This window comes from Geomicrobium sp. JSM 1781026, from assembly GCF_041949955.1.
Lineage (GTDB): Bacteria > Bacillota > Bacilli > Bacillales > Marinococcaceae > Geomicrobium_A.
Genome location: NZ_JBHFQF010000004.1, coordinates 1 through 22,662 on the forward strand (window position 1 = coordinate 1; position 22,662 = coordinate 22,662).

A 22,662-nucleotide genomic window follows, 5' to 3' on the forward strand; every position below is an offset into this window, starting at 1 on the left:
AGCTTTATTTTTGGTCACACGAATGGTCCGATTGAAGGGCTGAACAACCAGACGAAGGTCATTAAGCGCAATGCGTTTGGCTTTCGCCGCTATGACCGGCTGCGTTTGAAGGTGCTATTGCATCACCAATTAAAAGAGCATACAAGTCGAGTAGGATAAACAAAGGAGCAGAGGTGTGTGGCAGTCTCTCAATTTGTGCAAAATGAGAAGGGGTGTCATGGCGGAGACGCCTACGGCGGCCTGCGTAAGCAGGTTGGTTCGACATCATTATGATTCATAATGAATGTCGAACTTCCTTTTCTGTCAGCCGAAGATCCTCGCGCGAAGCGCGATAGCTGAGGCGACGCCCGTGGCAAGCGTAGCCATGACACCCCCTACACTTCTATAAAAACAACATTTAGGTTTTTCAACAGCCTCAGAGGCGTATTGTCTCTACCCCAACATTTGACTTAGAACCCTTTTTTTACATTTTCTTCTTTTTCTGTGTGATTCGTAAAATCATATTTGTAACAGCTAGTGACGCCACAAGGAGAATGGCGATCGCAGCTAAAATGCCAAGCGTTGTTTCTTGCCAGTCAAACGCAATCAAATAGAACACAGCGGCTAGCGGAAACAATACGTCCAACCATTTCATGTCTCGCACCTCATTTATTCCAGATCTAGTTGGCATTGTACCATATCTGCTATCAATGAAGTGACGCACACATACGAAAAATTAAGCCGAGATACCTAAATATCGTTATTAGTGAAGATTTCATGTCCTACGACCCAGTGCTATGGAGTGAAACAACGATTGCCAAACAGAGTACATACCCTTGTTCCATTTATTTGCTAATGCTTTATAACTATATTATGCATGACCTCCCCCTCTTTCTTGGTTTGACGATGTTTTTTCTTTTGCGTATCGTTAAGAAAAAAGGAGGGTGACTGGATGAAAATAAGAATGCATCATACGTTGAAATTTGTTGGATTATTCTCCATTCTCATACTCACTTCTGCGTGCGGAATCCTATCTAGCACGATTGAGGAAGAAGATAACGAAAATACAAGTGTAGACGAACAAGAGGACCAAGAAACGACTGAAGATGAACCCGTCGCGGTAGAACCCGCAACGGAAGAAGAGGATGTAGAACCCGAAGAAGAGCAAACGGACTCGCCTGAAGCAATAGAAGTCACCTCTTCAGAAGATGATTTAGAGGAAGATGTGATTACATTACTAGAGTCCCAAATTGTCGATCCCGACAATCCGCAGAACATGCGTGAACACCCGTACTACTTGAGTGCCGTTTTCACAGCCATGGAGGTAAGAACAACAGTCGACGTACACTACAACCGCTACATGGACAATGTACCATACCAGATTCGCAACCTGGAACGAGCTGAATTTAGCACACCAGAAATGACGTATTACGCTGATGAATTTTTACTCGCAATGGAGCTTCATACCGAAGCAGTCGAGTCATTAGACGGCAATTTTGATGAGATCCACAACGACACTGCTCAAGATGTAGAGGAAGCATTCGTAGAACAAGTTGTAGCCGGAAACGAGCATCTTGCAAACGCCTACGAACAACTCATCCTAATTGCAGATGAATACGATCTTGTGGACCTAAGAGAGCTTCGTGACCTTGAAGACTTTATTGAAGACACACAAACCCTTTAATTAAACGAATCCACCATATGGTGGATTCGTTTAATTGTATTGTTATAGACCTAAGATCTGTTTCTTTTTTGCCTGAAACTCTTCGTCTGTAATGTAGCCTTTTTCCATCAATGAGGCGAGCCTTTCAATCTCATCATAATCGTTCAAGTTCTGGTTCGTAGGCTGAGTGACGGTTGGAGTGGCGTAAAGATCATTGATCCTCTTTTCAATCTCTTCTTTTATTTTTAGGAAATTCTTGTTTTGACCGGGGTTAAACGTAATCGTATTCTCATCACTTACCGCTTGCCACACACCCCCTTGTGCCTCAGTTCCCCCTCTAAACGAGAACTGAATATAGCCGGCAACGAGTCCTGGCTTTTTATATTGAATCGAGGTAATCTCTCTAATGGATATTTCTTTATCCCCTTTGAGCCCATGTAACATCTTATTCGTTAGCCCTTTTCGCTTAATGACCAATTTATGTTCGTGCAACTCTAGTTGGCCATTCGTCCCTTTGCCTTTTAAAATCTCACTCATCAAGATCCTCTCCTAAAACACGTTATAATCGATTAAAGTGTACCACAAGTAAACACGTTTGAGAGAATCTTTATGGTGCAATACATTTATACTTAACATTTAACTACTCGCTTAAGGAACGTCCTCTTCCCCTACCTCTTCATACGTCATCACAAAGCCTTCTTTCATCGTTAATTGAATAAACGCACCTTCTCTTAATTCACTGAGCGCTGTAAACTCAATGTCCATTTCGTCTCCATCTTCATTCATTGCAGGTAGCTCATAATAGACAGTTCCTTGCTCATCTTCAGCAACTATGCCATCTTCATCAACTTGAACATACCAATATTCTTCTTGAATAAACGGGTTGATGTTCGCTCTAGTCATATCACTCAACGAGTAATACAACCCAATAAATGCAGCAATTCCTAGAATCACTGCTACACTAATGCCAATCACTGCTTTTCTCATCATATTGCCTCCTGAACCTATGTCTTTAACACACATTTTACCTCCTTGACGCACGATGCTGAATTGATTGATCTTACGTCAGCTTACGATGTTGTAAGGTAGTGGGCAAACTGAAATGTTCCTCTTTTTACATCGGATAAAGAAAATACATATAAATTGAACAAACAAAATTCCGTTGAATTCCTTACTACTTTATGGATTAGATTTAGATCAAGGTAATTATTAGATTTAACGTGATTTGAATTGTCTTAAGATAAACAGCTTAATATAATTGAATATTGGCACAAAAAAATAACTTCTCATTGGGCGTTCATATTCCCTGTGCTGTATAAAAGCTACGTTTCTCATGCTGCGTACGCCAGCTCACAATCTTCACCCTTGAGGAAGAAGACATCACACTACGTACCGAATGCTTCTGAGATAGGCAAAGATGCAATTGAAAGTAGAATCACCTTTGACGATGATTTATCCTGCCTTTTTACATGTATAAAAAAATAATAAATGCGTTAGGGTGGAAAGATCCAAGCGCTGGGTTTAAACTTGATGTACTATTGAAAAAGCTGTCACTGTCTGTAATTACATCGTTATTGTTCGTATAATTTTAACTTTCCTCACGAGTAGATGATACGGACTGGCATTGCTCGAATTATAAATTTACACACAAAAAAAGGGCTGATATAAATTATCGACCCCGATCCGACCCCATTTTGGGGTTGGTAATTATTATAAATGGCGTCCCAGGAGAGATTCGAACTCCCGACCCACAGCTTAGAAGGCTGTTGCTCTATCCAGCTGAGCTACTGGGACAAAGGTGAAAAAGAGTTAATGACGACAATTAATATAGTACCTAAAAATTGCTAATGAGTCAATCGGTTTTTGTAATTTTTTTTGGGATTGATTGCTGCTTAATGAGCAGCAATCAACGGTTACTTCGCTTGCCACGTTAAATCTTCGATTTCTTTGCCACTGTCTCGTTCCAAAAATCGAATGGACGTCACCTGACCTTCAGCGATTGTCACAATACTATACGTTGGTGGCCGGTCCGTGCGAGGTTGCACGAGACTACCAGGGTTTAGAAACAACGCGCCTTCATGTTCATGTGCTTCAGCGACATGTGTATGACCGTATAGGACGACGTGTGCACCCTTTTCCTTGGCAATGCTATGAAGCGCTTCGTGATTGCCTCGGGTTACACGGAGCAAATGCCCATGTGTTTGCCATATTTTCACACCTTGAACCGTTGTTTCAAGAACGTCTTGAAACGGCATATCGATATCGGTATTTCCGTTTACAATCCGAAACGGTTGCACTAGTGGGTCATTTCCATTAAGTTCCGAGTCGCCACAATGGAACCAGCCGTCCGCTTCAGTGGCATGACGTTCATAGATTCGGTTAAGCCATTCACGATCGCCGTGTGTATCACTCAGTACGACAAGTTTAGTCATCACGATCACCTCCGTTGTTACAGTTTGTTCCACACGTTCTGTAATTGCTCGAGGGCACGTCCTCGGTGACTGATCTTGTTCTTCTCATCAGCACTCATCTCCGCCAACGTTTTACCAAAGGACGGGATATACATAAGCGGATCGTAACCAAAACCATTTTCCCCTTTTGGCTCTCGTCCGATTGTCCCTTCACAATGGCCAAGGATCATCTCTTCGGTCTTTTTGTTTGGGTCGATATAAGCGAGTGCACACACGAACCTCGCCGTACGTTCCGCGTCAGAGACGTCTCGAAGCTCATCGAGTAGTTTTTGATTGTTTTTGTCATCGTCTTTCTCAGGTCCCGCGAACCTTGCAGAATACACACCGGGAGCACCATCAAGGGCATCAACTTCGAGACCGGAGTCGTCAGCGAGAGCGGGTAACCCCGTGTACTGTGCGACAAAATCGGCTTTGAGTTTGGCGTTTTCCGCGAATGTTGTACCTGTTTCTTCAACTTCTGGGCAGTCCGGATAATCTTTTAACGATTGAATTTCGGCCTTTCCTTCGAGCATGCGCTCAAATTCTTTTCTTTTGCCTTCATTGCCGGTAGCTAACACAATCTTTTTCATCCATCTCACCTCTATTTTTAAGATTCTCTAGCTTCTGCAGACTGGAGCACGTCTTGTTGAATATGAAGTAAAGATGAAATCCCCGCTTCTGCATACTCTAACATGTGTGTGAGTTGTCGCGCTGAAAATGTCGCTTCTTCTCCTGTACCTTGTAACTCTACGAACTCACCTTTGCCTGTCATAACGACATTCAAGTCGACAGCAGCAGACGCATCTTCTTCATAACATAAATCAAGAAGCACTTCGCCTTCTTGACTAATCCCGACAGAGACTGCAGCGAGTTGATCAACGAGGGGCTGCTCTTGAATCACTTCATCTTTTAGTAGTTTGGACAACGCTAGGGCTGTAGCAACATAAGCGCCTGTGATCGAGGCCGTTCGCGTTCCACCATCTGCTTGTATTACGTCACAGTCCACCCAAATCGTTCGTTCACCAAGCTTATCAAGGTCAATGACCGCTCGCAACGCTCGTCCAATTAATCGTTGGATTTCCATCGTGCGACCTGTCACTTTCCCTTTTGATGATTCTCGAATATTGCGCTTTTCAGTCGCTCTTGGCAACATGCTATACTCTGCGGTAATCCAGCCTTTTCCTTGACCTCTTAAAAAAGGAGGAACCCGTTCTTCAACTGTCGCTGAACAAATGACTCGTGTATCACCGACTGAGATGAGTACTGATCCCTCTGGATGTTTAATATAATTTGTTTCAATTGTTGTTTTACGAATATCATTCGTTTCTCTTCCGTCGTTCCTCAACTGAATACCCTACTTCCTCTTTGATCATTGCATAACAAAAAGGCAGCAGATGCCGCCTCATTTTCTACTAGTATATCATGAATCGAACAATGCTGCTAAAACTCACCGCGATTTAGCATAACCGGACGTGTGACAGGTTCGGTGAGTGTCTCTCCGTTGCTCCGATTTAACGCCTGGGTTCCATTTACTTGGTACGATACCTCATTCACACCTTCTAGTTCCGTTAACGAGAGCGTTAGCATCGTAAGCGCTTCTTCAGATACGGCTGTTCCGCTATTCTCTGTGAGTAACGCCTCATTAAAGTTTAACGTCAACACTCCATCTTCTAGCGTCGGTTCTTCAATTAACTGCACACCTGACCGGATGCCTGTGAGTAAGTTCGATTGAATCGCCGGACCTTCGAGGAGTTGTTCAACGACAGCTAATGCTTGATTGTCATCCGCATCGGCTCGTCTAGTTACAGGTACAAAATAAACATCTTCCTCTTGTTCACGGATAAAGTATAACGTATTCGCTCTGCTCGCTGTAATATCAACAGGTGCATCCCCTTCAAGGTTAATGCCAATATCTCTCGTTAGAGACTGTACAGGTGTATTGCCTTGTGGCATGTTCTCTTGAGTATGTCCATTAATTTGCAATTCAATCTGCTCAACATTCTCAAATTGTGTAAGTGTCCACGTGAGCGCTTGTAAGATCGCTTCTTCTTGTTCTCTCGGGTATTCTTCAAATGATGGCGAAAAATCAACGACCGCTGTGCCATCCTCCGTAATATTCACTCCTAGAATCTCAGTATCTGCAGGTAATACTGCCTGAAAGCCACTCGGAAGGTGCTCGGTTACAGGCCCTTCAGCGACCATAAATTCCAGCGATTGCTTTAGTACTTCTTCATTTGGGGGAAACCGGAATGTTCGAGGAACAACATACCCGTATTGATCCATTAAGTAAAGCTCACGTTCCGTTACATCCCCTGACCGTTCCCCTTCTTCTGGTTGATTACTCGCTTCCCCTTCACCTTGTTCATCTGTAGTCTCTATTTCTGTAACGACTTGACTTTGGTCGAGGTCTGTTGCCACTTCTTCCTCATCACTACCACACGCCTGTACGACAAGCACGGCCCCAAACAATAACATGGCTTTCATACTCCAGCTTCTCATGCCTCTTCCCTCCTAAATTCACGAATCTCGTATAGTATACGAGCCCTATTCGGAAAATAGACCAGCGGGTTTGGACAAGAAAAATCCGCGAGAATTATTGATTCATCGCGGATGACGCAAAGCTAATCGGAGATATGTTAACACTTGAATCTTCTAACCACGTACTGACCGTTTTTCTAAATGCATGCACGGACCCACTCGTGTAATAGAGATTCTCCTGCTCTTCTTCTGAAGTCGTGGACAACCGGTCGTGTTGTAAAATCATACTCACTTCTCTTGCCGTTTCTGCACCCGAAGAAATCACTTTGACATGCTCACCTACAGCTGATTGAATTACCTCTTTTAGTAGAGGGTAATGCGTACAGCCTAAGATTAGCGTGTCAAAATCTACAGACTCTAAAGGCTTTAACGTTTCTTTTACAACGTTGTATGCCTCTGAAAAGGACGTTCGATTTTGCTCTACAAGGGGCACAAATGGTGGACAAGCTAGACTTGTTACCTCAACTTGGCTTCCTTGAATGGCCTGTATTGCTTCAGGATAAGCCCCGCTAGAAATCGTGCCTTCTGTCCCAATTACGGCGACTCGTTTGCTGACGGTATGATTTAGCGCTGCAATTGCCCCAGGATGAATGACGCCGACGACGGGGATCGATAATTTCTGTCTTGCTTCTTCGAGAATGACAGCCGTTGCGGTGTTGCAGGCAATGACAAGCATCTTAATCTTTTTTTGGAGCAGCCGCTCGATCATTTGCCAAGTAAAACGACGGACTTCCTCGTAAGGCCTCGAACCATACGGGCAACGATCTGTATCTCCGATATAAATCATCTGTTCCTTCGGAAGTTGGAGAGCGATTTCTTTTGCAACGGTTAATCCACCAACCCCAGAATCAATAACACCAATAGGTAAATTCACGCATATTCGCCTCTTTTTATCTGTTACTCTTTCGACATTTCATTATGCAGTGCATGTAACGTCACTTGAAGCTGCTCAACTTTTTCATCGGAAAAATGTTCCAGCACCTCATACAAATACTCCTGGCGTTTTTGGATCACCTCATCAATGATCTCACGGCCTTCCGATAAGATATGCACACGCACGACTCTTCGGTCCTTCTGATCTTTCACTCTTTCAACAAGTTCGTTCTTCTCTAAACGGTCCACCAAGTCTGTCGTTGTACTAAATGCGAGGTACATTTTCGATGATAGTTCACCAATCGTCAAGTCGCCTTTGTCTTTGAGGTATTGGAGCGCGATGAATTGGGGCGGAGTGATTGGAAATTGGTTTAGAATTTCTCTTCCTTTTTGTTTCACTGTAAAAGAAATTCGTCTTAAAGAATGTTCAATTTGTTCCACCTGGTCTGTATTCACACAATTAGCCTCCACTCAATATGTAGTGATGTTACTTATGAAAAAGCCGCCTGGTTTCAAGCACAGGCGGCTTAAGATGATCATCGGTTCTCTTGAACAAGGGACTTCACTTCATCAGCTGTTCCACACAACAAAGCTTCTGCTGAGAGCTTACGTGCTTCTTCATAGTCAAGGGACATGAGTTGCTCTCGAGCCGGGAGCACTGACGACGCACTCATGCTAAACTCATCAAGCCCAAGCCCGAGTAGCAGAGGAATCGCAACTTCATCACCAGCCATCTCTCCGCACATTCCCGTCCACTTGCCTTCGGCATGCGCAGCGTCAATGACACCTTTTACAAGTTGCAAAATTGCAGGGTGGTACGGTTGATAGAGATTCGCTACTTTTTCACTCATTCGATCCACAGCAAGTGTGTACTGAATTAAGTCATTTGTCCCAATGCTAAAAAAGTCAACTTCTTTAGCAAATTGCTTCGCTGCAACAGCGGTAGATGGAATTTCGACCATGATGCCAACTTCCATGTTCTCATCAAATGAAGTTCCTTCTTTTCGAAGCTTCTCTTGTTCTTCTTCAATGAGCAACTTTGCCGCTCGATATTCTTCTAGTGTTGCCACCATCGGGAACATCACTTTCAAATTTCCGTAAGCACTCGCTCGTATGAGAGCTCTTAGCTGTGTGCGAAACATGTCTTGTTTCTCTAGGCATAAACGAATGGCTCGAAATCCTAGAAACGGGTTCATTTCATGAGGAAGATCCAAATACGGAAGCTCTTTATCGCCACCAATATCTAGTGTGCGTATAACAACGGGTTTGCTCTCCATCTTCTCAACGACGGTACGATACGCATCGAATTGCTCTTCTTCATTAGGCAATTCATTACGCTCCATGTAAAGAAACTCGGTACGATAAAGTCCAATACCTTCTGCACCGTTTTGAATCACACCATCTAAATCAGCTGCAGAACCAATGTTTGCCGCAAGTTCAACCGTGTGCCCATCACGGGTCGTTGAAGGCTCGTCAATGAGCTTCGCGCGTTGCTTCTTTCTTTCTTCGAACTGGAATTTCTCAGTTTCAAAGTGTGCAATCGTTTCTTGATCTGGATGAACATACACGTTCCCGTTCATTCCGTCTACAATGATCATATCACCATGCTCGACTTCTTCGGTAATCTTCGATAAGCCCACGACGGCTGGGATTTCTAGGGAGCGCGCCATAATCGCAGAATGCGATGTGCGACCACCGATGTCTGTGGCAAACCCTAGCGCATATGCCTTATTTAACTGTGCTGTATCCGAAGGCGTTAAGTCCTTGGCAATGACAATGGATTGCTCGTTGATTTCAGATAGTGCAGCAGTATTTACACCGAGAAGGTGGCGCAATAGGCGTTGCGACACATCTTTAATGTCTGCTGCCCGCTCTCGCATGTATTCATTGTCCATGTCTTCAAACATAGCAATAAACATGTTCGCCGTTTCGTTTAGTGCAAACGCTGCGCTCACTTCTTCTTCTTGAACCTTTGTCTTGACTGCACCTGTCAGTTCAGGATCTTCAAGCACGAGTAAATGGGCAGAGAAGATCTCGGCGTTTTCCTTGCCTTGATTCTCTTCTGTTCTCGCTTTTAGATCTTCTAACTCTGCCTTTGCCTTTTCGATGGCGTTTTGGAGGGAAGTCACTTCATCCTCTGCACCCTTTTTCGGTGCTTTTTCGATGTCTAATTGCGCCTGTTCATAAACAAACGCTTTCGCGATGGCAATGCCGTTGGAAGCAGCAATTCCTTGAAGGATTTGAGACATTATTCGCCCAAACCTTCTTGAATTTGTGCTGTAATAGCTTCCATTGCTTCTTGCTCATCGTTTCCATTGATAACGACTTTAATTTCTCCTCCTTTACCAACGCCAAGCGACATAACACCCATAATCGACTTCAAGTTTACTTTTTTACCTTTTGCTTCCATTTCTATTTCTGATGAAAATTGGCTTGCTTTATGAACGAGCTGTGTTGCAGGTCTCGCATGCAGACCTGTATCAGCGGTAATCGTAAACGTCTTCTCTTGCATGGGATCCACTCCTCTTTTACGTATAAGTCATCACTCGTTGAAAGCTAAGCTTAGTTATCGCCTAGCTTGTCAATTCATATTTTATCATTACGGAGCGTGTACGCCAATTATTTTCACGCATTCATCACGATTTCGCCCATTTTTTTAAGCTTTCAAGTTTTTTAGTAGAAACTTTAACATTAAAAGAACTTCGTGAATACGATAAGCCGAGAATCTAAAACACAAGTGTGCGTGATTGACACTACTTTTAGCCTGAAACACGTCCAAGTGACCACTACTGCTTTTAGTTGAAAGCGAAACTCCTCGGTATAGTTGTTCGCCGCTTTTCGCTCCATCACTCACCGACGAGTGCATTCTCACATACGATATGGAGACTAAATGCTTTCTTCTAATCGTCCAATTTCCATTGAGAGCCGGACACACAAAGAGGGTGGCCTGGATTAGAAAGGGTGACACGATTGAAGGACTTGGAACGTGGTCCGCGCTCCCTTCTGACGAAAAGGGAGAAGGAGGTCTTTGACCTTCTCGTGCAGGACAAAACAACGAAGGAAATTGCCGGACAGCTCTACATCAGTGAAAAAACAGTCCGTAATCATATTTCTAATGCCATGCAAAAGTTAGGCGTTAAAGGACGTTCACAGGCTGTAATTGAACTGATTAGACTAGGTGAAATCCAAATTTAATCATTGCCTCAAAGCACCAGATCATGGGTCTTTACAGGCGATCATCGTAATAACTGATTGAGGGATCAGGCAGACAAGATCTAAAAAACCGGACGTTCTGATGTGAACATCCGGTTTCGGTCTGTTTGTTTATAGATTGTCGCTTCCAAAGAAGTTCTTGAAAGACTGCAAAGTCATATCGCGGTTAAGCGCTGCAATTGACGTTGTTAGTGGAATTCCTTTCGGGCATGACTCTACACAGTTTTGGGAGTTCCCGCAATTTTGCAGTCCCCCTTCACCCATAAGTGCGTTTAGACGCTCTTCACGGTTCATTTCACCTGTTGGGTGTGCATTGAATAAACGTACTTGCGACACTGGTGCAGGTCCAATAAAGTCCGATTTGTCGTTCACATTTGGGCATGCTTCAAGGCAAACTCCGCACGTCATACATTTCGAAAGCTCATACGCCCATTGACGCTTGTTCTCAGCCATACGTGGTCCTGGTCCAAGATCATACGTACCGTCAATTGGTATCCACGCTTTCACCTTCTTCAATGAATCAAACATACGGCTGCGGTCCACGACGAGGTCACGAACGACAGGGAATGTTTTCATTGGCTCTAGGCGAATCGGTTGTTCAAGTTGATCAATGAGTGCTGTACACGATTGCTGTGGCTTGCCGTTAATAATCATACTGCATGCCCCGCAAACTTCTTCCAAACAGTTCATATCCCAAACGACGGGCGCGGATTCCTTCCCGTCTGCAGTCACTGGGTTTCTTCTGATTTCCATGAGTGCAGAAATAACATTCATATTCTCACGGTGAGGAATATTGAATTCCTCCGTGTATGGACTGGCGTCAGGGGTGTCTTGACGAGTGATGATAAAGCGGACGGTTTTGTGTTCGCTCATTATTTTCCAGCTCCTTGTTTATCAGAGGCTTTTTTCTTTGAGTAGTCTCGTTTTCTCGGTGTGATTAGCGATGTATCGACATCTTCATATTCAAATACCGGCTTGTGATTGGCCGCATCATACTTCGCTTTTGTTGTTTTTAGGAATTCTTCATCATTACGATCAGGGAATTCTGGCTTGTAATGTGCACCGCGACTTTCATTACGGTTATAAGCACCGAGCGTAATGACGCGAGCAAGATCAAGCATTCCTTTCAACTGGCGTGTGAACGGCGCAGCTTGGTTAGACCAACGGCTCGTGTCATGCATATTAATGTTATTCCAGCGCTCCATTAACTCTTGAAGCTTATCATCCGTTTGAAGTAATTTCGCGTTTTCACGAACGACGGTAACATTGTCTGTCATCCACTCACCAAGTTCACGGTGCAACGCATAGGCATTTTCTTTTCCGTCCATTTTCAAGATGCCTTCATATTCATCTTCAACTTTCTTGCGCTCTGCATCAAAAAGTGTCGATGAAAGATCCTCAGCAGACTTATCCAATCCTTGGATATATTCAACGGCCTTTGGTCCAGCCACCATACCCCCGTAGATTGCTGAAAGCAAGGAGTTCGCACCAAGACGATTCGCTCCGTGTTGCGAGTAATCACACTCACCTGCCGCAAATAAGCCAGGGATGTTCGTCATTTGGTCATAATCAATCCACATACCACCCATTGAATAGTGAACAGCAGGGAAGATCTTCATTGGAACTTTACGCGGGTCATCACCCATAAACTTCTCGTAAATCTCCATAATTCCGCCAAGCTTTACATCTAATTCATGGGAATCTTTATGGGAAAGATCAAGATATACCATGTTCTCGCCATTAATGCCGAGCTTTTGCTCTACACAAACGTCAAAAATTTCACGTGTGGCGATGTCACGAGGAACGAGGTTCCCGTATGCTGGGTACTTTTCTTCGAGAAAGTACCAAGGTTTACCATCTTTGTACGTCCATACTCGACCACCTTCACCACGTGCCGACTCACTCATTAGACGAAGTTTATCGTCTCCTGGAATGGCTGTCGGGTGGATCTGGATAAATTCACCGTTTGCATAATATACGCCTTGCTCGTAGAGCTTCGCAGCTGCAAACCCTGTGTTAATCATTGAATTTGTTGATTTTCCGAAAATAATTCCTGGTCCACCTGTTGCCATAATAACCGCATCCGCACGGAAGCTCTCAACTTCCATGGAAGAAAGATTCTGACCCGTGATCCCACGGCAAACCCCATCGTCATCAATGACTGCTGATGTGAACTCCCAGTTTTCATATTTCTTAACGAGACCAGCAACTTCATAGCGGCGGACTTGTTCATCCAACGCATAAAGTAGTTGTTGACCTGTTGTTGCTCCTGCATAAGCCGTACGGTGATGTTGGGTACCTCCGAAACGACGGAAATCGAGTAAACCTTCTGGTGTACGGTTAAACATAACTCCCATACGATCCAACAGGTGAATAATTCCTGGTGCTGCATCCGTCATTGCTTTTACAGGGGGTTGATTGGCGAGAAAGTCTCCGCCATATACCGAATCGTCAAAGTGCTCCCAAGGTGAATCTCCTTCACCTTTTGTATTAACGGCACCGTTAATACCACCTTGAGCACAAACGGAATGTGAACGCTTTACAGGGACGACAGAGAACAATTCAACGTTCTTTCCTGCTTCTGCCGCTTTAATTGTTGCCATCAGTCCGGCAAGTCCGCCACCGACAACAATAATGTTTCCGTTGCTCATTGATCACCGACTCCTTTACATGTTAGCTAAAGCTGGATCTAAAAACGCGATAATTGCGCGAATACCTATAAATGAGAGCACGAGGAATACCCCAATGCTTACGTATGTCATGATTTTTTGTGATCTTGGTGTTACAGTGAGTCCCCAAGATACCGCAAACGACCAAAGACCATTTGCAAAGTGGAACGTTGCAGCTAATACACCAGCAATATAAAATACGAGCATAAATGGACTGCTAAGTATATCCGCCATCATATCATAGTTTACATCTGCACCGAAGGCTGCAGCAATTCTTGTTTCCCAAACGTGCCACGCAATAAAGATGACGAGAAACACACCAGAGATTCTTTGCAATAGAAACATTACGTTTCTAAAATATCCATACTGACGGGTGTTGCTTCTCCCTAAAAAGGCAATGTACAAACCGTAAATTGCATGGTATAGAAGCGGGAGGAAAATCACAAATACTTCAAGTGCATAACGAAACGGAAGGCTTTCCATGAAATGCGCAGCGGCATTAAATGAACTTGCTCCGTATACAGCAAAATGGTTAATGATGAAGTGCTGGATTAAGAAAACACCTACAGGAATGACACCAAGCAGTGAGTGTAATCTTCGATTAAAAAATTCCTTATTCTGAGGCATTGATAAGGCTCCCCTCTTTTTTCTGCTGACCCTTTTTACTCATACCTACCCTACCCAATATTCTTTGTTTTATAAAGCGATGAAACCCTCCCAACAAACATTACACGAACACGGCGCTAAAACTCCCCCGTGTCGTCATAATTTCTTTAACAATAAAACGGAACGCAGTATGTATGACCATTGTCAATACAAGCATACCACTTTATAAAAATGTAACAAAGCGTTTTCAAGATGCTTGAGCATCGTTCCGTCCATTCAAATTTCCGACATATTTATTGTACCCTCGTACACAATCATCGTCAAGAAAGCAGATATTTCGCCTAAACGATGAAGTGGAGATTCGATTGTCATAGAAGAATTGACTGACAATAAAAACTCGGTTCCGTTTCTTGTTTCCGTGATCTTTTTTACATTTTGATACGTGATTTTAACGAACGTATTTTGTGAATCGAGTAGTTTTCTACACGAGAAACGCTTATAATAGAGAAGTGAATTGGGGGAGATTCGGTTGTCTGATACAGAGAGAAAGTATACAGATTTTGGGTACGAGCTCGTCAGGGAGACGCTTCTACCAGAACTTTTGAACGAAGAAGAAGATGAGATTATGTACTGGGGTGGAAAGTTGATTGCCCGCAAGCATCCGCTTGACAGCGTAGATGACATCCCTTCGTTTTTTGAAAGAGCCGGGTGGGGTTCGCTCAGTCTGATTAAGGATTCAAAAAAACAAAGCACGTTTGAATTACATCTAATGGAGGATGAAAAGCGCGCGCTTTTTTCTCGCTACTTGGAAGCAGGTTTCATTGCTGCGCAATATGAATGGCTATTTGGGGTAGCAGCAGAAACGGTCATAGAAAAAAAACGGCGCAAACTTCGCCTGCACGTACATATTGATCCTACGAATGATCGTAGGTCGTAAAGAAGCCATCCCTTTGTTGGGCTTGGCTTCTTTTATTCGCGATTCAATGTTTTTAAAATGTCGTCAGCGACATTTCTTGGAATGGAAAGATTTACATAATCGTCAATCGTCGCTTCTTTCATCTTTTTTATGGAACCGAAATGTTTCAACAACATTTGTTTTCGTTTTTCTCCGACACCATTGATGTCATCCAACACAGAACGGCGAACGCTTTTCCCCCTCGATTCTCGATGAAAGGTTAATGCAAAGCGGTGCACTTCATCTTGAATTCGTTGCAACAAATAAAAGGCGTGGCTATCTCTCGCTAATGGAATGACGCGCGCGTCTTCACCTAACAACAACTGGGAAGTCTTATGCTTCTCATCCTTTGCAAGACCTGCAACAGGTACAGATAAATTCAACTCATCTTCTAACACCGATAGTGCTGCAGACAGTTGGCCTTTTCCACCGTCAATTAAAATTAAGTCAGGCATTGGGGCTTCTTCGCGGAGTAACCGTAAATACCTTCTTCGGATCACTTCTTTCATTGACGCGTAATCATCAGGACCTGTCACATCTTTGACCCGATATTTACGATACTCTTTTTTGTGGGGCTTACCGTCAACAAAGGAAACCATTGCAGATACAGGGTTCGTCCCCTGAATGTTCGAGTTGTCAAACGCTTCAATTCGATAAGGGGCATCCATTTGCATCGCTTCTCCGAGGTGCTCCACTGCTTTTACCGTTCGCTCCTCGTCGCGTTCAAGCAAACTGAACTTCGCTTGCAATGCTTCTTCAGCATTTTGATTTGCCAATTTTACAAGGTCTTTCTTTTTCCCTCGCATCGGAACATGAATCGTTGTTTGCAGGAGCTCTTCAACTTCTTTTTTGTCCACCCCTGAAGGAATTAATATCTCCTTCGGCTTGATATGGGCGCCCTCCCAATAAAATTGACCGACAAATGTTAAAAAGTCTTCTTCAGGATCTTGATAAAAAGGAAAAATTGAAACATCCCTTTCAATCAACTTTCCTTGTCTTACGAAAAAGACTTGTACACACATCCACCCTTTATCGTAAGCATAAGCAAATACATCACGGTCAACGCCGTCAACTTCCGTCATCTTTTGTTTTTCCATAACAGCGTCAATGTGTTGAATCTGATCTCTTAATTCTTTAGCTCGTTCAAAGTTGAGCGCTTCAGAAGCTTGCAGCATATTCTGTTCAACTTCTTTTCGAATCGCTTGATGACCATTGTTTAAAAACCGTTGAATTTCAGAGACGAGCGCTTTGTTTGTCTCCTCGGTAACTTCAAATTCACACGGAGCTAAACATTGACCGATATGATAATACAAACATACACGGTCCGGTAGCGTCCGGCATTTCCTTAGCGGATATAAACGGTCCAGTAATTTCTTTGTTTCATTCGCTGAGAACGCATTCGGATAAGGACCGAAATATTTCCCTCCATCTTTTTTTACATTTCTTGTCGTAATGAGACGTGGATGTTCTTCGTTCGTAATCTTCAAGTACGGATACGACTTGTCATCTTTAAGAAGCACATTGTACTTCGGCTCGTATTTTTTAATGAGGTTCATTTCAAGAATGAGTGCTTCAACGTTTGACGATGTAATAATGTAGTCAAAATCATCGATCTGGCTAACGAGACGTTGCGTTTTTGTGTCATGACTTCCGATAAAATAAGAACGAACACGGTTCCTAAGAACTTTCGCCTTCCCTACGTAAATGATTGTCCCCGTTTTATTCTTCATTAAGTAGCAGCCCGGCTTTGAAGGGAGCACGCTTAACTTTTCTTTAATCGTTTCCATCTGCCCACCTCTTCAATCTAACGTAAAAGAAAAAGCCTGATTTAATCAGGCTTTCACTCGTTTACATGTGCTTTTCAAGAAGTTCTACGAGCGCTTCTTTCGGTTGGAAACCGACGACTTGCTCTACTTGTTCACCGTCTTTGAAGACCATTAGTGTTGGGATGCTCATGACGCCGAATTTACCGGCTGTCTCTTTATTCTCATCAACATCAAGCTTAGCGATCTTAACTTTATCGCCCATTTCGCCATCGATTTCCTCGAGAACTGGAGCGATCATTTTACAAGGTCCACACCAAGGTGCCCAAAAATCTGCGAGCACGACGCCTTCTGACGTTTGTTGATCAAAATCTTGGTCTGTTACATTTACAATTGCCATTGGGTTAGACTCCTTTCTTTACTAGCTTACTCACTCATTAATTATAGCATTCAGCCATTCATGTGAAAAATGATCTGCTCGATCAGCTTTCACCTGTTCCCTTTATACTGGACACATTTCCATTCGTCAATACTTATGCACCGAAGTGTGTTCGAATCATAAGTAAAAGACGGAGGGAGCACCGCTCAACTCTCCGCCTTTTCTACCTTTTGACTGCTGGAATTATGCTCCCGCTTTTACTTTTTTGAATTCATCTGTAAGGATTGGGAGGATGTCGAACAAATCACCAACGAGTCCGTAATCAGCGACGTCAAAGATCGGCGCTTCTGCGTCTTTGTTAATGGCCACGATGACTTTTGAGTTTGACATACCTGCAAGGTGCTGAATCGCTCCAGAAATTCCGACAGCAATGTAAAGTTCAGGTGTGACAACTTTACCCGTCTGTCCAATTTGTAAGGAGTAATCACAATACTCAGCGTCGCAAGCACCACGTGAAGCTCCGACTGCGCCACCTAAAATGTCAGCCAGTTCTTCAAGCGGCTCGAACCCTTCGGCACTTTTCACGCCACGACCACCTGCAACAATGACTTTTGCTTCTGCAAGGTCGACTTTGCCACTCGTCTTCTTCACAACATCTTTAATGATCGAGCGGAGGTCTTTAAGTTCAATACTTACGTCTTTTGTATCTCCACTACGGCTTGCATCTTCATCAAGAGCTGCAATGTTATTCGGACGTACCGTTGCGAACAACATTCCGCCTGTTACACTTTTCTTCTCGAATGCTTTACCCGAGTAGATCGGGCGAGTAAACACCACTTCATCTCCAGCAAGTTCAATGTCGATAATATCTGATACAAGACCTGAGGATAGCTTCGCTGCAAGTCTTGGAGCCAAATCTTTACCAGAAGATGTGTGCGGGATTAGTAGTGCATCTGGGCTTTGCTCTTCAATTACTTGTAAAAGAACTTGTTTATAGGCATCTGTCGTATAGGTTTTTAGATCAGCGTGCTCAGCCACTAGCACTTGGTCGGCACCTTGTTTAATGAGGGCATCGCTAAATGATCCTACCCCATCGCCAACGAGTAGTGCATAAACTTCGCCACCATCACCTGCGATCTTTTTACCAGCAGCAATTACTTCAAATGATACGTTACGCAATTCTCCATCACGAGCTTCTGCGAGTACGAGTACTTTTTTAGACATTAGAAATTCCTCCTTATATGACCTTTGCTTCTGTTTTTAAGAGCTTGATGAGTTCTTCTACTTGTTCAGCAGGTTCGCCTTCGAGCTTTTTCCCTGCTTGTTTTTCAGGTGGCAAAAAGCGATCAACCGTTTTTGTTTTTGCCTCCAGCTCATCTTCATCGAGTCCAAGGTCGTCAAGGTCCAACGTTTCTAACGGCTTTTTCTTCGCTTTCATAATCCCCGGAAGTGAAGGGTAACGTGGTTCATTTAACCCTTGTTGACACGTAACAAGCAGAGGCAATTCAGTCTCAACGACTTCTACGTCCCCTTCCACATCACGTTCGATTGTTGCTTTTGTCCCTTCGATGTCCAGTTTAGTAATCGTCGTCACTTGGTTAATGTCAAGAAGTTCAGCAAGACGAGGGGCTACTTGGCCAGCTCCGTCATCAACCGCTACGTTTCCGCCAAGAATGATGTCATACTCTTTGTCTTTAAAGAATGCATTGAGCATTTCAGAAATGGTATAGTGATCAACTTCGTCTTCTAAATCTTCCGTGTCAAGAAGGACTGCTTTATCTGCTCCCATTGCTAGCGCTGTACGAAGCTCTTTCTCTGCTTCTTCATCCCCAACAGTAACGACGGTTACTTCACCATCATGAGCTTCTTTTAATACGATCGCTTCTTCAATGGCATATTCATCATAAGGGTTGATGACAAACTCTGCACCTTCCTCATCAACACGCCCGTCTTTTATTTCGACTTTCTCTTCAGTATCAAATGTACGTTTCATAACTACATAAATGTTCATAAGGCTTCCTCCTCCATTGGTCTATCGATTGGAAAATTCTGGTTTTCTCTTTTCTAAAAATGCGCCAATGCCTTCTTTTGCATCGGCACTGTCAAACACTTCACTAAAATACTGGGCTTCTTTTTTAAGCCCTTTTTCGAAGTCTTCACCATGATGCGCCTCTTGCACAAGGTCAAGGATACGCTCAGAAGTGAGCCGGCTTTTTTCAGCGATCGTTTTTGCAAGTTTTCCGGCTTTTTCGAGCAATTGTTGCTCGTCTTTCGCCGTGTCATTCACAAGGCGCCACATTAACGCATCAGCCCCTGTAATCGGTAGGCCAGTGAGCATCATTTCTGCCGCTTTGTGAGGACCTACGAGCTTAGGCAATCGCTGAGTGCCGCCGTAACCCGGGATGAGGCCTAAATTTGTTTCAGGTAATCCCAGTTTGGCATCTTCAGTTGCAATGCGGATCGTACATGCCATAGCCAATTCCAAACCACCACCAAGCGCTGCACCGTGGATGGCAGCAACAATCGGTTTGTTAAACGACTCTAGCTTATTAAAAAGGGCTTGTCCGCCGTCAGCGAGATCACTGCCCTTCTTTCCTTCAAATTCCTTAATGTCGGCACCGGCAACAAAGAATCGCCCTTCACCGTGCAATATGATGGCAGAAATTTCATCGTCATGGGAAAGCTCGGTCATCCGCTCATCCAATTGTGTAAGCAGTTCTGTTGACAGTGCATTCGCAGGAGGATGTTTCACCTGAACCCAGGCAACTGACTCTTCCTTTGTTACTCCAATCATTTCGTTAGAACCCCTCTCAATCATGATGTCTTTTGGAATCCAGCCAAAAGCATTCGGTAGGTAGAAGGCGCAAGTTCCGACAAGTCATACTTACCTTCTTTCATTACCCAGTTTGTGACGATCTCATCTAGCGTTCCAAAAAGCATTTGTCTCGCTAGCTTCGTATCGAGCTGGTCTTGAAAGACTCCCTCCTCTTTCCCTTCATCTATAACATTCTCCATCACATGCACATATCCCTTTAATACGTCGTTAATTTTTAGACGTAACTCTCTTGCTGACTGCCGAAGTTCTAGCTGAGTCACTACCGCTAAGTCTGGCTGGTCCGACAATTGCGATAAATGTTTTTCGACAAGATAGCGCAATTTCTCATCTGCTGTCTTGCATGATTTTAATCGCTCTTCAATCGTCGAAATAAACGTACCCATCTTGAGTCGAAACAAGGAAATGAGAATGTCCTCTTTATTTTTGAAATACAAGTAGATCGTCCCATCGGCCACACCCGCTTCTTTTGCAATCTTAGACACTTGTGCGTGATGATAGCCGTGTTTAGCGATGACGCGCACCGCAGCATCAATGATGAGGTGGTACTTTTCGGAATTCTTTTTGTCCACTGCCATAGGCGGCTGCTCCTTCTTCCCTCTGCAGGTTATGAATGATTATTCATTCATAAATTCTACCGAAAAAATAAAGCGCTGTCAACGGGACGAAAAGAAAGGTACAGCCCGGAGTTTCGTGATGACCGGACTGCCGCCTATGGTTGACCATCAGATGTTTAGCTTCCTTCTTGAGCGGAAGCATTCTTTGCTTTTTCTTGTTCTTCTTCAACAAGAACACGACGAAGGACTTTTCCAACCAAAGTTTTCGGCAGCTCTTCCCGATACTCATAAACGCGCGGCACTTTGTAAGCCGCTAGTCGAGCACGGCAAAATTCATTTAACTCATCTTCCGTAACTTCTTGATTCTTTTTCGTCACAACAAATGCTTTTACCGTTTCTCCTCGGTATTCGTCTGGGACACCGACGACGGCAGCTTCTAAGATTGCTTCATGTTCGTACAGAATCTCTTCTACTTCACGTGGATAAATGTTAAATCCACCAGCGATAATCATGTCTTTCTTCCGATCGACTACATAGAAATATCCTTCTTTATCCCGATACCCCATATCTCCACTTTTGAACCAATCTTCATGAAATACGGCGTCAGTTGCTTCTTGTCGGTTCCAGTAGCCTTTCATGACTTGCGGACCCCGAATAATGATCTCACCGACTTCATCTACATCTAGAAATTCTCCGGTATCCGCATTGAGAATCGCAAGTTCTGTATCTGGCCAAGGCAATCCGATACTGCCATTTTTACGGTTTTCCCAAATGGGGTTAGCCGCCGCAACTGGTGATGTTTCCGTCAGCCCGTATCCTTCAATGAGACGCCCTTTTGTCTTTTCTTCAAACTTCTTTTGGATCTCTTTTGGCAAAGGTGCCGCTCCACTCAAGCACACTTTAATTGATGATAAATCGTGCTTATCAATTTCCGGATGATTCACTAGTGCCGTATACATCGTTGGTGCTCCAGGGAAAAGCGTTACCTTTTGTTTAGCAATTGTTTTAATGACTTGTTCAGGATCAAACTTTGGAAGAATAATGAGCGTGTAACCGTTCATCATCGCCAAGTTAAGGGCAACGGTCATCCCGTAAACGTGGAAGAATGGTAATACGGCTAGCACATGTTCATGAGCCCCTTCATCACCCTTTTTGTACGTCCAATTCGTACACATCTCCGTATTGGAAACGAGATTGTGGTGCGTGAGCATAACCCCTTTTGGCACTCCCGTTGTACCACCGGTATATTGAATAAGAGCAACGTCTTCTTTCGGAGAAACAGAAACCTTCTCATACGATTCACTAGCGGCTTTTAGTTTGTCTTTAAGGTTATGTGTTTGCTCGTCGTAATCGACCTCAATTTTCATTCCCATGTTCTTCTTTTGAATAAACGGATAGATCAAATTTTTCGGAAATGGAAGGAAATCTTTAATAAATGTAACAAACACGTGCTCAACCTCTGTGTTCTGTCGTACTTTCTCGACTCTTGGCATTACCATGTCTAAACAAACGAGTACTTTTGCGCCAGAGTCCACCATTTGATGCTCAATCTCACGTTCCACATATAACGGGTTCGTTTGCACGACGACGGCACCTGCAAACAATGCACCGTAATACGTAATGACCGATTGCGGCGTGTTCGCAAGCATGATTGCCACGCGGTCTCCTTTTTTCACCCCTACATCTTGCAGCACTCTCGCAAACTTGGCCGCATAGGTGAAAAGTTCTTTGTAGTTCATGTCTGTGCCCATGAAATGAATGGCCTTGCTATTCGGCTTTTCTTTCGCTGCTGCGACTAAATAGTCCGATAATGCAGCTTCAGTGTAAGAAAAGCTTGGCGCCACCCCTTTTGGATAGTAGTCAAACCAATCATGCTTCACTTGTTCCACTGTCATATTTGGCCTCCTTTATCTATTCCTACTTATAGTCTACAATCATTTCATTGGAAACGCTATCATTAATAAATATATTGTGAATATTTTTGCTGAGGGGTTCAATTTCACGCCTGTAGTACAAGCTTTTTCTAATTTCAGTCTTCAAATTAATACTCTACTAATATAATAAAAAAACCGATGCAAGGAGAATAGTCCCTGCTCGGTTATTTTATACGAGAAACAATAGATAAATCACACCTGCAAGCATGAAACCGATGCAACAGGCAACGAGGATTTTCCAAAGCTTGTC

25 protein-coding genes and 1 tRNA gene are annotated in these 22,662 nt (G+C 43.6%); 4 read left to right on the top strand and 22 right to left on the bottom strand.

All coding sequences use genetic code 11. The annotated features are described in order from the left end of the window. A partial coding sequence (locus ACE1TF_RS07675; RefSeq protein WP_375016289.1) for a transposase occupies positions 1-159 on the top strand: 159 nt, incomplete at its 5' end. A 304-nt stretch (positions 160-463) separates the two neighbouring features. Here ACE1TF_RS07675 and ACE1TF_RS07680 read toward each other — a convergent pair. Then, complete coding sequence (locus ACE1TF_RS07680; protein ID WP_193744677.1) at positions 464-634, bottom strand: hypothetical protein; 171 nt, start codon at positions 632-634, stop codon at positions 464-466. A 297-nt stretch (positions 635-931) separates the two neighbouring features. Here ACE1TF_RS07680 and ACE1TF_RS07685 point away from each other — a divergent pair, with 297 nt between their 5' ends. After that, positions 932-1,663, top strand: coding sequence for a hypothetical protein (locus ACE1TF_RS07685; protein ID WP_042399031.1), 732 nt, complete (start codon positions 932-934; stop codon positions 1,661-1,663). A gap of 42 nt (positions 1,664-1,705) precedes the next feature. Here the strand turns inward: ACE1TF_RS07685 and ACE1TF_RS07690 are convergent, their stop codons facing one another. The 11 genes from ACE1TF_RS07690 to ACE1TF_RS07740 all read right to left on the bottom strand — a co-directional run bounded on the left by ACE1TF_RS07690 (position 1,706) and on the right by ACE1TF_RS07740 (position 10,015). After that, positions 1,706-2,179: a DUF4429 domain-containing protein gene (locus tag ACE1TF_RS07690; RefSeq protein ID WP_375015689.1), complete on the bottom strand. Its 474-nt coding sequence runs from the start codon at positions 2,177-2,179 to the stop codon at positions 1,706-1,708. A 111-nt stretch (positions 2,180-2,290) separates the two neighbouring features. Next, positions 2,291-2,629 (bottom strand): YxeA family protein, encoded by a 339-nt coding sequence (locus ACE1TF_RS07695; protein WP_238544578.1) that lies wholly within the window; start codon positions 2,627-2,629, stop codon positions 2,291-2,293. A 730-nt stretch (positions 2,630-3,359) separates the two neighbouring features. After that, positions 3,360-3,436, bottom strand: a tRNA-Arg gene (locus tag ACE1TF_RS07700). 119 nt (positions 3,437-3,555) lie between these two features. Then, entirely contained in the window at positions 3,556-4,074 is a 519-nt protein-coding gene (locus tag ACE1TF_RS07705) for a YfcE family phosphodiesterase (protein ID WP_375015691.1), read from the bottom strand. Between the two features lie 17 nt (positions 4,075-4,091). Continuing rightward, positions 4,092-4,682: an XTP/dITP diphosphatase gene (locus ACE1TF_RS07710; RefSeq protein ID WP_375015693.1), complete on the bottom strand. Its 591-nt coding sequence runs from the start codon at positions 4,680-4,682 to the stop codon at positions 4,092-4,094. Between the two features lie 17 nt (positions 4,683-4,699). Continuing rightward, complete coding sequence (gene rph, locus ACE1TF_RS07715) at positions 4,700-5,437, bottom strand: ribonuclease PH (RefSeq protein WP_375015695.1); 738 nt, start codon at positions 5,435-5,437, stop codon at positions 4,700-4,702. A 95-nt stretch (positions 5,438-5,532) separates the two neighbouring features. Further along, a complete protein-coding gene (locus ACE1TF_RS07720) occupies positions 5,533-6,591 on the bottom strand; it encodes a GerMN domain-containing protein (RefSeq protein WP_375015697.1) in 1,059 nt (352 codons plus the stop codon). A gap of 94 nt (positions 6,592-6,685) precedes the next feature. Beyond that, positions 6,686-7,504, bottom strand: coding sequence for a glutamate racemase (gene racE, locus ACE1TF_RS07725; protein ID WP_375015699.1), 819 nt, complete (start codon positions 7,502-7,504; stop codon positions 6,686-6,688). A 23-nt stretch (positions 7,505-7,527) separates the two neighbouring features. After that, positions 7,528-7,959, bottom strand: a complete 432-nt coding sequence (locus ACE1TF_RS07730) for a MarR family winged helix-turn-helix transcriptional regulator (RefSeq protein ID WP_042402940.1) — start codon at positions 7,957-7,959, stop codon at positions 7,528-7,530. A gap of 80 nt (positions 7,960-8,039) precedes the next feature. After that, the gene (gene ptsP / locus ACE1TF_RS07735; protein WP_375015701.1) at positions 8,040-9,752 is read right to left on the bottom strand and encodes a phosphoenolpyruvate--protein phosphotransferase; all 1,713 of its coding nucleotides are present in this window, start codon (positions 9,750-9,752) and stop codon (positions 8,040-8,042) included. Then, entirely contained in the window at positions 9,752-10,015 is a 264-nt protein-coding gene (locus tag ACE1TF_RS07740) for a phosphocarrier protein HPr (RefSeq protein WP_042402937.1), read from the bottom strand. The genes ptsP and ACE1TF_RS07740 overlap by 1 nt, the downstream gene beginning before the upstream one ends. Positions 10,016-10,473: 458 nt before the next feature. Here ACE1TF_RS07740 and ACE1TF_RS07745 point away from each other — a divergent pair, with 458 nt between their 5' ends. Then, positions 10,474-10,698, top strand: coding sequence for a helix-turn-helix domain-containing protein (locus ACE1TF_RS07745; RefSeq protein WP_042359623.1), 225 nt, complete (start codon positions 10,474-10,476; stop codon positions 10,696-10,698). Positions 10,699-10,827: 129 nt separating this feature from the next. Here ACE1TF_RS07745 and sdhB read toward each other — a convergent pair whose 3' ends face one another. The 3 genes from sdhB to ACE1TF_RS07760 are packed head-to-tail and all read right to left on the bottom strand — an operon-like array spanning position 10,828 to position 14,012. Next, positions 10,828-11,589, bottom strand: a complete 762-nt coding sequence (gene sdhB / locus ACE1TF_RS07750; protein ID WP_042402934.1) for a succinate dehydrogenase iron-sulfur subunit — start codon at positions 11,587-11,589, stop codon at positions 10,828-10,830. Continuing rightward, positions 11,589-13,367 carry a succinate dehydrogenase flavoprotein subunit gene (gene sdhA, locus ACE1TF_RS07755; RefSeq protein ID WP_042426876.1) on the bottom strand — a complete coding sequence of 593 codons (1,779 nt, stop codon included), beginning with the start codon at positions 13,365-13,367 and terminating at the stop codon, positions 11,589-11,591. Before sdhA ends, sdhB begins: the two co-directional genes overlap by 1 nt. Positions 13,368-13,382: 15 nt before the next feature. Then, the gene (locus ACE1TF_RS07760) at positions 13,383-14,012 is read right to left on the bottom strand and encodes a succinate dehydrogenase cytochrome b558 subunit (RefSeq protein ID WP_042402931.1); all 630 of its coding nucleotides are present in this window, start codon (positions 14,010-14,012) and stop codon (positions 13,383-13,385) included. Between the two features lie 508 nt (positions 14,013-14,520). Between ACE1TF_RS07760 and ACE1TF_RS07765 the strand changes: the two genes are divergently transcribed. Continuing rightward, positions 14,521-14,928, top strand: a complete 408-nt coding sequence (locus ACE1TF_RS07765) for a DUF2507 domain-containing protein (RefSeq protein WP_375015705.1) — start codon at positions 14,521-14,523, stop codon at positions 14,926-14,928. 32 nt (positions 14,929-14,960) lie between these two features. On the opposite strand, the gene uvrC is transcribed toward ACE1TF_RS07765, so the two are convergent. From uvrC to ACE1TF_RS07800, 7 genes are all read right to left on the bottom strand, one after another. Next, on the bottom strand, positions 14,961-16,733 hold the full coding sequence (uvrC, locus tag ACE1TF_RS07770) for an excinuclease ABC subunit UvrC (RefSeq protein ID WP_375015707.1): 1,773 nt from the start codon (positions 16,731-16,733) through the stop codon (positions 14,961-14,963). A 61-nt stretch (positions 16,734-16,794) separates the two neighbouring features. Further along, on the bottom strand, positions 16,795-17,109 hold the full coding sequence (gene trxA, locus ACE1TF_RS07775) for a thioredoxin (RefSeq protein WP_042402928.1): 315 nt from the start codon (positions 17,107-17,109) through the stop codon (positions 16,795-16,797). Positions 17,110-17,331: 222 nt separating this feature from the next. Further along, positions 17,332-18,312 (bottom strand): electron transfer flavoprotein subunit alpha/FixB family protein, encoded by a 981-nt coding sequence (locus ACE1TF_RS07780; protein ID WP_375015709.1) that lies wholly within the window; start codon positions 18,310-18,312, stop codon positions 17,332-17,334. Positions 18,313-18,325: 13 nt separating this feature from the next. Further along, positions 18,326-19,099, bottom strand: a complete 774-nt coding sequence (locus tag ACE1TF_RS07785) for an electron transfer flavoprotein subunit beta/FixA family protein (protein ID WP_375015711.1) — start codon at positions 19,097-19,099, stop codon at positions 18,326-18,328. A gap of 21 nt (positions 19,100-19,120) precedes the next feature. Continuing rightward, a complete protein-coding gene (locus tag ACE1TF_RS07790) occupies positions 19,121-19,882 on the bottom strand; it encodes an enoyl-CoA hydratase (protein ID WP_375015713.1) in 762 nt (253 codons plus the stop codon). Between the two features lie 20 nt (positions 19,883-19,902). Then, the gene (locus tag ACE1TF_RS07795; RefSeq protein WP_042402923.1) at positions 19,903-20,499 is read right to left on the bottom strand and encodes a fatty acid metabolism transcriptional regulator FadR; all 597 of its coding nucleotides are present in this window, start codon (positions 20,497-20,499) and stop codon (positions 19,903-19,905) included. Positions 20,500-20,654: 155 nt separating this feature from the next. Beyond that, positions 20,655-22,373 carry a long-chain-fatty-acid--CoA ligase gene (locus tag ACE1TF_RS07800; RefSeq protein ID WP_375015715.1) on the bottom strand — a complete coding sequence of 573 codons (1,719 nt, stop codon included), beginning with the start codon at positions 22,371-22,373 and terminating at the stop codon, positions 20,655-20,657. Between the last annotated feature and the right edge of the window lie 289 nt (positions 22,374-22,662).